This window comes from Aeromonas sp. Y293-4, assembly GCF_027705905.1.
In the GTDB taxonomy this organism is placed as follows: domain Bacteria; phylum Pseudomonadota; class Gammaproteobacteria; order Enterobacterales; family Aeromonadaceae; genus Aeromonas; species Aeromonas veronii.
On the sequence record NZ_JAPDCI010000010.1, the window covers coordinates 92580 to 105370 of the forward strand.

General features: G+C 59.6%; 11 protein-coding genes and 1 tRNA gene. 10 read left to right on the forward strand and 2 right to left on the reverse strand.

Annotated elements, in window-relative coordinates:
• Positions 1-84 precede the first annotated feature (84 nt).
• The 9 genes from OKC31_RS12785 (at position 85) to OKC31_RS12825 (ending at position 9369) form a co-directional block, all read left to right on the forward strand.
• Positions 85-1416: a glutamine synthetase family protein gene (locus OKC31_RS12785; RefSeq protein ID WP_021230755.1), complete on the forward strand. Its 1332-nt coding sequence runs from the start codon at positions 85-87 to the stop codon at positions 1414-1416.
• Positions 1417-1692: 276 nt separating this feature from the next.
• On the forward strand, positions 1693-3054 hold the full coding sequence (locus tag OKC31_RS12790; RefSeq protein WP_247823652.1) for an aspartate aminotransferase family protein: 1362 nt from the start codon (positions 1693-1695) through the stop codon (positions 3052-3054).
• 53 nt (positions 3055-3107) lie between these two features.
• Positions 3108-4205 carry an extracellular solute-binding protein gene (locus OKC31_RS12795; protein WP_005340709.1) on the forward strand — a complete coding sequence of 366 codons (1098 nt, stop codon included), beginning with the start codon at positions 3108-3110 and terminating at the stop codon, positions 4203-4205.
• Positions 4206-4324: 119 nt separating this feature from the next.
• Complete coding sequence (locus OKC31_RS12800; RefSeq protein ID WP_005355476.1) at positions 4325-5410, forward strand: polyamine ABC transporter substrate-binding protein; 1086 nt, start codon at positions 4325-4327, stop codon at positions 5408-5410.
• Between the two features lie 78 nt (positions 5411-5488).
• On the forward strand, positions 5489-6643 hold the full coding sequence (gene potA, locus OKC31_RS12805) for a polyamine ABC transporter ATP-binding protein (protein ID WP_005340704.1): 1155 nt from the start codon (positions 5489-5491) through the stop codon (positions 6641-6643).
• Positions 6640-7545 carry an ABC transporter permease subunit gene (locus OKC31_RS12810; RefSeq protein WP_005340703.1) on the forward strand — a complete coding sequence of 302 codons (906 nt, stop codon included), beginning with the start codon at positions 6640-6642 and terminating at the stop codon, positions 7543-7545. Before potA ends, OKC31_RS12810 begins: the two co-directional genes overlap by 4 nt.
• On the forward strand, positions 7542-8387 hold the full coding sequence (locus tag OKC31_RS12815; protein WP_005355472.1) for an ABC transporter permease subunit: 846 nt from the start codon (positions 7542-7544) through the stop codon (positions 8385-8387). Before OKC31_RS12810 ends, OKC31_RS12815 begins: the two co-directional genes overlap by 4 nt.
• 45 nt (positions 8388-8432) lie before the next feature.
• Positions 8433-9137 (forward strand): MOSC domain-containing protein, encoded by a 705-nt coding sequence (locus OKC31_RS12820; RefSeq protein WP_247823651.1) that lies wholly within the window; start codon positions 8433-8435, stop codon positions 9135-9137.
• 155 nt (positions 9138-9292) lie between these two features.
• Positions 9293-9369: transfer RNA gene (locus OKC31_RS12825), tRNA-Pro, on the forward strand.
• A gap of 276 nt (positions 9370-9645) precedes the next feature.
• Here OKC31_RS12825 and OKC31_RS12830 read toward each other — a convergent pair.
• A complete protein-coding gene (locus OKC31_RS12830) occupies positions 9646-10173 on the reverse strand; it encodes an AbiTii domain-containing protein (protein ID WP_247823650.1) in 528 nt (175 codons plus the stop codon).
• Between the two features lie 124 nt (positions 10174-10297).
• Positions 10298-10762 carry a thioesterase family protein gene (locus OKC31_RS12835; protein ID WP_005355465.1) on the reverse strand — a complete coding sequence of 155 codons (465 nt, stop codon included), beginning with the start codon at positions 10760-10762 and terminating at the stop codon, positions 10298-10300.
• Between the two features lie 133 nt (positions 10763-10895).
• On the opposite strand from OKC31_RS12835, the gene recQ reads away from it, so the two are divergent.
• Positions 10896-12731, forward strand: a complete 1836-nt coding sequence (gene recQ / locus OKC31_RS12840) for an ATP-dependent DNA helicase RecQ (protein WP_042081697.1) — start codon at positions 10896-10898, stop codon at positions 12729-12731.
• Positions 12732-12791: the final 60 nt, after the last annotated feature.

The following is a 12791-nucleotide window of genomic DNA, read 5'->3' on the forward strand; positions in this document are numbered from 1 at the left end:
GTGATGTTGATTACAATTTTATAACAAGGGTGTTCCATATATTAGACACCCTTGCCAATGGCAACCGTAAAGTCGGGGTTTAACATGGACAGTATCAAAGGCTGGATGGAGAGCAATCGCATCACGGAGGTGGAGTGCCTGTTCCCGGATTTCACCGGCAACGCCCGGGGCAAGATCATCCCAGCCAACAAGTTTTTGCGCGAAGGGGGCATGCGTCTGCCCGAGGTGATTTTCACCCAGACGGTGACCGGCGAATATCCGGATGACGACAGCATGATCGACCCGCTGGAGCGGGACATGCAGCTCTATCCCGACCCCAACACCATCCGTTTTGTCCCCTGGGCGCTGGAGCCCACTGCACAGGTGATCCACGACTGTTTCGACGTCAACGGCAAGCTGATCGATATCGCGCCGCGCTCCGTGCTGCGTCGGGTTCTGTCATTTTACGAGAAGCAGGGCTGGAAGCCGGTGGTGGCGCCCGAGCTGGAATTCTATCTGGTCACCCGCAACGAAGACCCCGATTATCCGCTGGTGCCGCCGGTGGGTCGCAACGGCCGCCCTGAGACCGCCCGCCAATCGTTCAGTATCGATGCGGTCAACGAGTTCGACCCCATCTTTGAAGACATGTATGACTACTGCGAGGCGCAGGAGCTGGAGGTGGACACCCTGATCCACGAGTCGGGCGCCGCCCAGATGGAGATCAACTTCTTGCACGGGGATGCCATCGATCTGGCGGATCAGGTGTTCCTGTTCAAGCGCACCATGCGTGAGGCCGCTCACCGCCACGGCATCTATGCCACCTTCATGGCTAAGCCGATGAGTGACGAACCGGGGTCGGCCATGCACATCCACCAGAGTCTGGAAGATGTGAACGGCCACAACCTGTTCGGCACCTCGAGCGGCGGTAACAGCGAACAGTTCATGCACTTCATCGCCGGTCTGCAGAAATACACCCCGGCGGTGACCGCCCTGCTGGCCCCCAACGTCAACTCCTACCGCCGCCTCACCTTTGGCGAGAGCGCGCCGCGCAACGTCCAGTGGGGGGTTGAGAACCGTACCTGTGGCCTGCGGGTGCCCTTCTCCGACCCCAGTGCCCGCCGGGTGGAGAACCGCTTCGCCGGTGCCGATGCCAACCCCTATCTGGCGCTGGCCGCCACTCTAGCCTGTGGCTATCTCGGCATGATGGAGAAGCTGGAGCCGCTGCCGGAGATGAAGTCGAGCGCCTATGACCTGCCCTACAGCCTGCCCCGCTCGCTGGAGGAGGCACTCAGCCATCTCGAACAGTGCGAGCCCATCAAGGAGATGTTGGGTGAGCGCTTCACCCGCGCCTTCGTCGCGGTCAAACGCAAAGAGTACGAGACCTACTTCGGGGTGATCAGTCGCTGGGAGCGGGAGTTCCTGCTGCTGAACGTCTGATACCCCTGTAACGGGGAGGCCGGAGTCGGCCTCCCCGGTCCCTGTATCGAAGAGACCGGAACGCGAGTCAGGTGGCGGCAGCCACCTGTGAGTGGTTGTGGCCGAAAGAGCGCTGCGACCTGGATTGATTAACGATTGAATCTTGCCAAATCGAAGGCGCAGGGGAGTAACGAATGCAGCAGACACGCCGTGAGTGACTGTGGCTGCGAACGTGCCGACTCACCTGACTATTTGACGACTGAATCTTGCTAAATCGAAGGAACCGAGGAGCAACAAATGCAGCAGACAACCCGTGAGTGGCAACAACTGGATGCCAGCCACCACCTGCACCCCTTTACCGATTTTCAGGCCCTGAACAAGAAGGGTTCGCGCATCATTACCAAAGCCAGCGGTGTCTATCTGGAAGACTCCGAGGGCAAACGCATTCTCGACGGCATGGCGGGCCTGTGGTGCGTCAATATGGGCTATGGCCGCCAGGAGCTGGTAGATGCCGCCACCCGCCAGATGCAACAGTTGCCTTACTACAACCTGTTCTTCCAGACCGCTCACCCGCCGGTGATCGAGCTGGCGACCCTGCTGGCCGAGGTGACGCCAGCCCATCTCAACCACGTCTTCTTCACCGGCTCCGGCTCCGAGTGCAACGATACCGTGCTGCGGATGGTGCGCCACTACTGGGCCAGCAAGGGTCAGCCTGACAAACAGGTGATCATCAGCCGCCACAACGCCTATCACGGCTCCACCGTGGCGGGGGCGAGTCTGGGCGGCATGAAAGGGATGCATGCCCAGGGCGGCCTGCCCATTCCCGACATAGTGCACATCGATCAGCCCTACCACTTCGGTGAGGGGCAGGGGATGAGCGCCCACGAGTTCGGGCTGGAGCGGGCCCGCCAGCTGGAGCAGAAGATTCTGGAGCTGGGGGTGGACAAGGTGGCTGCTTTTATCGGCGAGCCGATCCAGGGGGCGGGCGGCGTCATCATTCCGCCTGACAGCTACTGGCCGGAGATCCAGCGCATCTGCGATCACTACGGCATCCTGCTGATCGCCGACGAGGTGATCTGCGGCTTTGGCCGCACCGGCCACTGGTTTGCCAGCGAAGGGTTTGGCATCAAGCCGGACCTGATGTGTCTGGCCAAGGGGATCACCTCCGGTTATCTGCCGCTCGGCGCAGTGATGGTGAGTGACCGGGTTGCCAAGGGGCTGGTGGAGGAGGGGGGCGAGTTCAACCACGGCTTCACCTACTCGGGTCATCCGGTCTCTTGCGCCGTGGCGGTGGCCAATATCCAGCTTATGCAGAAAGAGAGCATAGTTAAGCGAGTGCATGATACTATCGGCCCCTATTTGCAGCGCCGCTGGGCGGAGCTGGCCGATCATCCGCTGGTGGGAGAAACCCGTGGCAAAGGATTGGTCGCCGCGCTGGAAATCGTTGAGGACAAGCAGACCAACCGGCGTTTCCCGGCTCAGGCAAATGCGGGGATGACTTGCCGGGAGTTCTGTTTTAACAATGGCTTGGTGATGAGGGCGGTAGGCGATACCATGATCATATCGCCCCCCTTGGTCATCACCGAGGAACAGGTGGATGAATTGGTCGATCTGGCCAGGCGCAGTCTGGATCTGACAGCCGCAAAGCTGAAGGGTTGAGGCCGGTCGGGCAGGTTGGCATGCGCATACAATTTGCTTAGGAGACAAGGATGATGTCTTTCAAAACAGGAGTGATCGCTGCCTCTGTGGCTCTGGTCATGGCAAGTGCCGGAGCAATGGCTGAAGAGAAGGTGCTGCACGTCTACAACTGGAGCGACTACATAGCGCCGGATACCCTGGATAACTTCCAGAAGGAGACGGGGATCAAGGTGGTCTATGACGTGTTCGACAGTAACGAGGTACTGGAAGCCAAGTTGCTGGCGGGTAGTTCGGGCTACGATATCGTGGTGCCATCCAACCCCTTCCTGGCCAAGCAGATCAAGGCGGGCGTGTTCCAGAAACTGGACAAGTCCAAGCTCTCCAACTGGCAAAACATGGATGTCGACCTGCTCAAGGCGCTCGAGCCGAGCGATCCGGGCAACCAGTACTCCATCCCCTATCTGTGGGGCACCATCGGCTATGCCTACAACGCCGAGAAGGTGAAAGCCGTGCTGGGGGCTGATGCCCCGGTCAACTCCTGGGATCTGGTGTTCAAGCCGGAGAACATGGCCAAGTTGAAAGAGTGTGGCGTCTCCTTCCTCGATTCACCGACCGAAATGCTGCCGGCTGCCCTGCAATATCTGGGCTTCAAGCCGGATAGCCAGAAACCGGCCGAGCTGAAGAAGGCTGAGGAGCTGTTCCTCTCCATCCGTCCCTATACCGCCTATTTCCACTCCTCCAAGTACATCTCGGATCTGGCCAACGGCAACCTCTGCGTTGCGGTCGGTTACTCTGGTGACTTGCAGCAGTCCAAGGCTCGGGCAGCCGAGGCCAAGAATGGCGTCGCGCTCACCTACACCATTCCGAAAGAGGGGGCAGGCAGCTTCTTTGACATGATCGCCATTCCGGCGGATGCCAAGAACGTCGAGGCGGCCCACACCTTCATCAACTACCTGATGAAGCCCGAGGTGATCGCCAATATTACCAACGTGGTGCAGTTCCCGAACGGCAACAAGGCGGCGACCCCGCTGGTGGATGAGGCGATCCGCACCGATCCGGGTATCTACCCTGATGCGGCGACCCTGCAGAAGATCTACACCTTCCCGGATCTGCCGGCCAAGGTGCAGCGTCTGATGACCCGCAGCTGGACCAAGATCAAGTCCGGCAAGTAAGTAACGAATGCCCCTCCCGGTCCGCAGTTCGGCCGGGAGGGTAGTGATGCCATCCATCCGGATGGGCCGCGCGAATGGATGCGCAGACGGTCAACCACTGAAACAGGAGAACTGACACCGTGAATACAACCAGATTGCTAACCATAGCGCTGACCATGGGATTGGCGAATGTGGCCCAGGCTGCCCCTGTGCTGCACTTCTACAACTGGTCTGACTATATCGGTGAGACCACCCTCAGCGATTTCCAGCAGGCGACCGGGATCAAGACCGTCTATGACGTGTTTGACTCAAACGAGACCCTGGAAGGCAAGTTGCTGACGGGGCGGACCGGTTACGATTTGGTGGTGCCCTCCAATAATTTCCTGGCCAAGCAGATCAAGGCGGGAGCCTTCCAGAAACTGGATAAATCCCTGCTGCCCAATCTGGCCAACCTGGACCCCGTGCTGCTCAAGCAGCTCGACAAGGTGGATCCGGGTCATCAGTACGCGGTGCCCTATCTGTGGGGGACCAACGGCATCGGCTACAACGTCGACAAAATCAAGGCGGTGCTGGGAGTCGACAAGATTGACTCCTGGGCCACCATCTTCGAACCGGAAAATATGGCGAAACTCTCTCGCTGCGGCGTCGCCTTCCTCGACTCTGCCGACGAGATGATCCCTGCTGCCCTCAACTACCTCGGGCTCGATCCCAACAGTCATGCGACGGGGGATATCAAGCAGGCCGAGGCGTTGCTGCTCAAGGTGCGGCCCTATGTGGCCTACTTCCACTCCTCCAAATACATCGGCGATCTCGCCAATGGCGACATCTGCGTGGCGGCCGGTTTTTCCGGCGACATCCTGCAAGCCGCTGCCCGCGCCGATGAAGCTGGCAAGGGGGTGAAAATTGCCTACAGCATTCCGAAAGAGGGGGGCAATCTCTGGTTCGACATGATGGCGATCCCGTCCGATGCCACCAATGTCAAAGAGGCGCACGCTCTCATCAACTACGTCCTGCAGCCCGAAGTGATCGCCAAGGTCAGCGACTATGTGGGCTACGCGAATCCCAACTCAAGGGCGGGCGAGTTTATGGATGAGGCGGTGCGCAACAATGAGGAGGTATATCCCCCTCAAGCCGTGCTGGAGCGACTCTATGTGCAGGAAGCACATCCCCGCTCGGTACAGCGTCTAATCACCCGGAGTTGGACCAAGATCAAGTCCGGTACCTAACCTTGGTGCCCGTTCGGGGGCGCCAAATCGCTTTTATGGATCGGCCGCAAGGCCGGTATCACGTTGGGGAGTTTGGTAATGGCGATAGCCTCCAGTGCCTACAAGAAAGCCCTCGAGGGCAGTCAGCAGCGCAAAGAAGTGCTGGTGAAAATTGATCGGGTAAGCAAGCAGTTCGACGAAACGCTGGCGGTCGATAACGTATCTCTCAATATTCACAAGGGGGAGATTTTCGCCCTGCTCGGCGGGTCCGGTTCCGGCAAATCGACCCTGCTGCGGATGCTGGCCGGTTTCGAGCGCCCGACCGAGGGGCGGCTGTTCCTCGACGGGGTCGACATCACCGACATGCCCCCCTATGAACGCCCCATCAACATGATGTTCCAGTCCTACGCCCTGTTCCCCCATATGACGGTGGCCCAGAACATCGCCTTTGGCCTCAAGCAGGATGGCCTGCCCAAGGCCGAGATTGATGCCCGGGTGGAGGAGATGCTCAAGCTTGTGCAGATGACCCAGTATGCCCGTCGCAAACCGCATCAGCTCTCCGGTGGCCAGCGTCAGCGGGTGGCGTTGGCTCGTTCCCTGGCCAAGCGTCCCAAGTTGCTGCTGCTGGATGAACCCATGGGGGCGCTCGACAAGAAGCTGCGTTCCAAGATGCAGCTGGAGCTGGTTGAGATCATCGAGCGGGTCGGGGTTACCTGCGTCATGGTGACCCACGATCAGGAAGAGGCCATGACTATGGCGGAGCGGATCGCCATCATGCACCTCGGCTGCATCGAGCAGATCGGCAGCCCGATGGATATCTACGAGACTCCGGCCAGTCGGCTGGTGTGCGAGTTCATCGGCAACGTCAACCTGTTTGACGGCCTGCTGGTGGAGGATGAGCAGGACCACGCCACCATCGCCTGCGCCGATCTGGAGCAGCCCATCTATGTGGGCCATGGCATCAGCTCCCGCGCCGAAAACAAGAAGGTGACCTACGCCCTGCGGCCGGAAAAACTGCTGATGAGTCTGCAAAAGCCGGAGGAGATCGAGCACCCGGACTTCAACTGGACCAAGGGTGAGGTCTATGACATCGCTTATCTGGGCGGTCACTCTGTTTATCACATTCAGCTGCCCTCGGGCAAAATCGTTCAGGCTTTCATCGCCAATGCCGAACGCCACGGCAAGCGGCCAACCTGGGATGACCAGGTGTTCCTCTACTGGGAAGATGACAGCGGCGTGGTGCTGCAATCATGAAGTTCTTGCAACGACTGAAGCGGGTCGGCGGGCGCCGGCTGGTGATCGGCATCCCCTTCTTCTGGCTGTTCCTCTTCTTCCTGCTGCCCTTTGTCATCGTGGTGAAGATCAGTTTTGCGGAAGCGGATGTGGCGATCCCGCCCTACACCGACGTGGTGAGCTGGGCCGACAATCAGCTCACCATACTGCTCAACATGGGCAACTACCTGCTGCTGCAGGAGGATGAGCTCTATATCGCGGCCTATCTGGGCTCCCTCAAGATGGCCTTCGTCAGCACTTTGCTCTGCCTGCTGATTGGCTATCCGATGGCCTACTCCATCGCCCGGGCCAACAAGGAGACCCAGACCGTTCTGCTGCTGCTGATCATGATGCCGACCTGGACCGCCATTCTGATCCGGGTCTACGCATGGATGGGGATCCTCAGCAACAATGGTCTGCTCAACAGCGTTTTGCTGGGGATCGGGGTGATCGACGAGCCGCTGCAGATCCTCAATACCAACCTGGCGGTCTATATCGGCATCGTTTACTCCTACCTGCCCTTCATGGTGCTGCCGCTCTACGCCAATCTGGTCAAGCATGACCAGAGCCTGCTGGAGGCCGCCTCCGATCTGGGGGCCCGCAACCTGACCCGGTTCTGGCAGATCACGGTGCCGCTCTCCAAGAACGGCATTATCGCCGGCTGCATGCTGGTGTTCATTCCGGTGGTGGGGGAGTTCGTTATTCCGGAAATGCTGGGCGGCCCGGAGACCCTGATGATCGGCAAGGTGCTGTGGCAGGAGTTCTTCAACAACCGCGACTGGCCGGTTGCCTCTGCGCTGGCGGTAGTGATGCTGGCGGTGCTGATTATTCCGATCATCCTCTTCAACCGTAACCAGGCCAAAGAGCTGGAGGGCAAGGCATGATGAAGCGTTTCGGTTTTGCCAAACTGATGCTCTGGCTGGGGCTGCTGTTTATCTACCTGCCCATGATCATCATGGTGATCTACTCCTTCAACGCCTCCAAGCTGGTGACGGTCTGGGGTGGCTGGTCGCTGAAGTGGTACTTCGGCCTGCTCGACAACAAGCAGCTGATCGGGTCTGTGTTCCGCTCGCTGGAGATCGCCTTCTACACCGCGATCGCCGCGGTGGCGCTGGGGACGGTGGCAGCCTTCGTGCTGACCCGAATTCCCCACTTCCGTGGTCGCACCCTGTTCGGCGGCATGGTGACGGCGCCGCTGGTGATGCCCGAGGTGATCACCGGTCTCTCGCTGCTGCTGCTGTTCGTGGCGATGGCCCAGCTGGTGGGCTGGCCCGCCGAGCGGGGCATGCTGACCATCTGGATCGCGCACACCACCTTCTGTACCGCCTACGTGGCGATCGTGGTGTCGGCGCGGTTGCGGGAGCTGGATCTCTCCATCGAGGAGGCGGCGATGGATCTTGGCGCCAAGCCGTGGAAGGTGTTCTTCCTGATCACCATCCCGATGATCGCCCCCTCGCTGGCGGCAGGCGGTATGATGTCGTTCGCCCTGTCGCTGGATGACCTGGTGCTGGCTAGCTTCGTCTCCGGCCCGGGCTCCACTACCTTGCCGATGGAGGTCTTCTCGGCGGTGCGGCTAGGGGTGAAACCCGAGATCAACGCGGTGGCCAGCCTGATCCTGTTGTCGGTATCGCTCTTTACCTTCGGCAGCTGGTATCTGATGGCCAGGGCGGAGAAGCGCCGTCGCGCCGAGATAGCCATGACCACCCAGATGCAGGCCGTCGTCTGACGCCATGATAAGATCCGCCTACTCTCGTCAACCTGGAGGATGAGTATGCGGATCTCCCTTTTTAGCGGTCGTGGCACCGAGCTGGTGCCCGGCCTCACTAGCGCTATTCACAAGCAACAGATCTCTGCACCAGTTCGCTGTACCTTTGCCGGTCTGGAAGGGGATGAGCAGTGTGACCTGCGCCACCACGGTGGCCCGGATCGGGCGCTCCACTACTATCCTGCCGATCACTATCTCTGGTGGCAGACCTGGCAAACCGCACTGGGCTTGCCTGCGCCACGCACACCCTGGCAACCTGCCGCCTTTGGCGAGAACCTCTCCGGTATCGGGCTGACCGAGGTGCAAGCCTGCATTGGCGATGTCTATCGACTCGGCGAGGCGCTGATCCAGATAAGTCAGCCAAGATCCCCCTGCTTCAAGCTCAACCAGCGCTTTGGCTATGGCCAGATGTCGCAGGTGATGCAGCTAAATGGCCGTTGTGGCTGGCTGCTGCGGGTGCTGGAGGAGGGCATGATCGCGCCTGACAGGGCCATGGAGCTGGTAGACAGACCCTATCCCGAACTGACGGTGAAGCGCACGGCGGATATCCTGTTCAATCAGGTGCGCAATGAAGCGGATCTGCTGATGTTGCTGGAGAATCCGGCCCTTTCCCCCAACTGGCGCCAGCATGCAGCCGACTGGCTGGAGCATGGCACTGTGGCTGACTGGCAGCGCCGTCTGCTGGGGCCAGCCTCCCTGCGCCTGGCCTGACAGCCGGTTACCGGAATGTCACCAGCTGGCTGCAGTCCGGTAAACGGGTGAAAAGAGTGCTGAATAGTTGAGCGAACGGCACTTTTTTTCCTGCCAAATGCAAAAAAGGCTTGTGTCAGGTCGGGGCTTTCGGTAAATTCCCGTCCCGCAGACATCGGTGTGTAGCGCAGCTTGGTAGCGCACTTCGTTCGGGACGAAGGGGTCGGAGGTTCGAATCCTCTCACACCGACCAAATTTGAAAAGGCCGCTCAATAGAGTGGCCTTTTTGCATTTCGTTTTTCTGCTTTCTCGCTTCACTTTACCTGCCGACCTGCCGACCTGCCGACCTGCCACTTGAATAAGCGATCGTAGTTGCTGTATGCAGGGCTGAAGCAAAACCACAGACATTAAAAGGGCCACCGCTCGGTGGCCCATCGGTGGAGTCTGATCCTGACTCCGGCACTCTAGATTGTGGCAATCTCGCTATGGGTCTTGTCTATGGTGCCCTCCTTGCGCGCCAGGCGCTTACTCAGATATGCCAGTGCTGATGCCGCAAAGCCTTGAAACTGTGTTGAGGCAGCAAGGCCGCGTGCTTGGGGTACTCACTAATGAAATGTTCTATTCCCTCCATCAGTTGTGCACGTAATGAAATCACGGGCTCATGCCAGGCTTGCAGGCATAGATGGCCGGGGATCAACTGCTCCTGATAATCTTCCAGCAGCTGTTCTGGCCAGGGTTCAATACCGGAATTGCGTTGCAGCAAATAGTGGGCGGCGGGTTCACGGGCATAAATGAACTGAATTTGGGCCAGATCGCGTTGGCATAGCGTTTGACTGTTGATGTGACAGGTCAAATATTTTCCCGTTTTCAGATCCAGAAAGTGACCGCGTTGCCGACAGGGAACGATGCGATACCAAGGCAGGGGTGAGGAGAGAGAATACCCCTCAAGCTCCTGTTCCAACCAGTGGCGACACTCGGGTGTCTGCACCTCGTCGAGCATGGACTCGAGCTGTATCAACAAGGCTCTGGATGGTTTGATGGCCAGTTTCGCACTCATCGCCTGCAATCCTCCCTCTGCACACAATCCCGACTATCAGTATGGACCTTGTTCGGCCAGAGGGGGTAAGGAATCTAATGATTAAAAGTGGATTAGCCGCGTGGTTTTTATGCACTAACTTGGTTCAACCCACCAGATAGGTACCAGTGCCGAAGGCGATGTGGGTGCCCTCTTCGTTGTGCAGCTCCATCCGGGCGACGGCCACCTTGCTGCCAGCCCGGATGATGTGGGCGGTGGCGATAAACTCGTTGCCGCGTCCCGGGCGCAGGTAATCCACCCGCAGATCTATGGTGCCTAGGCGGGCGAAGCGCTCCTTGAGATAGCTGGGGGAGAACTCCTCCAGCTCGTCGATGCAGGAGGCGGCGACTATCATACCGCCTGCCACATCCAGCAGCGTGGCGGTGACGCCGCCATGCAGGATGTTGTGGAAAGGGTTGCCGATCAGCTTCTCGTCCATCTTGATACGCAGTTCCACCTTGTCGAAGTCGTAGTGGGTCACCTGCATGCCGATCAGTTTGTTGAAGGGCATCTTCTCGGCAAACAGGTTGGCAATGCCACTGAGCGCCATCTTCTTGAGCATCTGTTTCATTCTCTGATCCCAATCCTTGTCATCAAAGCCGAGTAAAAACTCCAGCCAGTCTGCAACAGTTCCTTAACAGTCGCAATGGCAGGTTTATTGTGGGCGGCGGCTGCTTTAGAATGGCGACCCCAAAGGAGAGCCCATGACCGCGATTGCCGAAACCCTGCCAGATCCTCAGCCAGAGAGTCCGCTTGCCCTGCTGCAGGCGGTCTTCGGCTATCAGCAGTTTCGGCCGGGTCAGCTCGAGATCATCGAGCAGATCGTGGCGGGGCGCGATGCGCTGGTGCTCAAGCCCACTGGCGGCGGCAAGTCGCTCTGCTACCAGATCCCGGCGCTGCTGCGGCCCGGGCTCGGTGTGGTGGTCTCTCCCCTTATTTCGCTGATGAAGGATCAGGTCGACAGCCTGCGCGCCAACGGTGTAGCGGCGGTCTACATCAACTCGGCCCTCAGTCGGGAGGAGATGATCCAGAACTTCGCCGCCATGCGTCGCGGCGAGATCAAGCTGGTCTATGTCTCCCCCGAGCGACTGTTACAGCACGAGTTTATGGATCGGCTGGCCGAGCTGCCGCTCGGGCTGTTCGCCATCGATGAGGCGCACTGTGTCTCCCAGTGGGGCCACGATTTCCGGCCTGAGTATGCGGCGCTGGGGCGACTCAAGCAGTGGTTCCCGCAGGTGCCGGTGGTAGCGCTTACGGCCACCGCCGATGAGGCGACCCGCAGCGACATGCTGCACCGCCTAGAGCTGAACGATCCCTTCATCCACACAGCCAGCTTCGATCGCCCCAATATCCGCTACAGCCTGGTGGAGAAGTTCAAGGCGGCGGAGCAGTTGCTGCGCTACGTCCAGAGCCAGAAGGGCAACTGCGGCATCGTCTACTGCTCCAGTCGAAACCGGGTGGAGGAGGTGGCCGAGCGGTTATCTCGCCACGGCTGCAAGGCCGCGCCCTATCATGCGGGGCTGCCGCTCGAGCAGCGCCAGCAGACGCAGGATGCCTTCCTCAAGGACGACATCGAGATAGTGGTGGCGACGGTGGCGTTCGGTATGGGCATCGACAAACCCAATGTGCGCTTCGTGGTGCACTACGACATCCCGAAGAACATCGAATCCTATTATCAGGAGACCGGTCGCGCCGGGCGCGATGGCACTCCCGCCGAGGCGCTGCTGCTCTACGATCCCGCCGACATCGGCCGAGTGCGCCGCCTGCTCGACAACATCGAGAACCCGCAGCAGTTGCAGGTGGAGCAGTACAAGCTCAACGTGATGGCAGCCTTTGCCGAGGCGCAGACCTGTCGCCGCCAGGTGCTGCTCAACTACTTTGGCGAGTACAACGACAAGCCGTGCGGCAACTGCGATATCTGTCTCGATCCGCCCAAAAGTTATGACGGTACCGAAGATGCCCAGAAGGCGCTCTCCTGCGTCTGGCGGGTGGGGCAGAATTTCGGGGTGGGTTATGTGGTGGAGGTGCTGCGCGGGTCGCTGAACCAGCGCATCAAGGATCACGGCCATGACAAGCTGTCGACCTATGGCATCGGCAAGGATCAGAGCCACGAATACTGGATGAGCGTGATCCGCCAGCTGATCCACAAGGGGCTGCTGACCCAGAACATCACCCGCAATCTGGTGCTGCAGCTGACCGAAGCGGCCCGTCCGGTGCTGCGTGGCGAGGTGAAGCTTGAGCTGGCGGTGCCCCGCTTGCAGCCCATCTCCAGCCGCAAGGAGAAGCGCAATGGCCTGCTCGACAATGCCAACTATGACAAGCGGTTGTTCAAGGAGTTGCGCGGCCTGCGCAAGCAGATTGCCGAGGACGAAGAGGTGCCGCCCTACGTGGTGTTCAACGATGCGACCCTGGTTGAGATGGCTCAGCTGATGCCGATGACCGAAGACGAGATGCTGGCTATCAACGGTGTCGGGCACCGCAAGCTGGAGCGCTTTGGCGAAGCCTTTATGGACCTGATCATCGATTACTGCCGCCGGTAGGGTCGATTAGGCAGCCTAATCGACCACGGCAAGCACGGCTCGGAAGAACCTGGGTCAGAC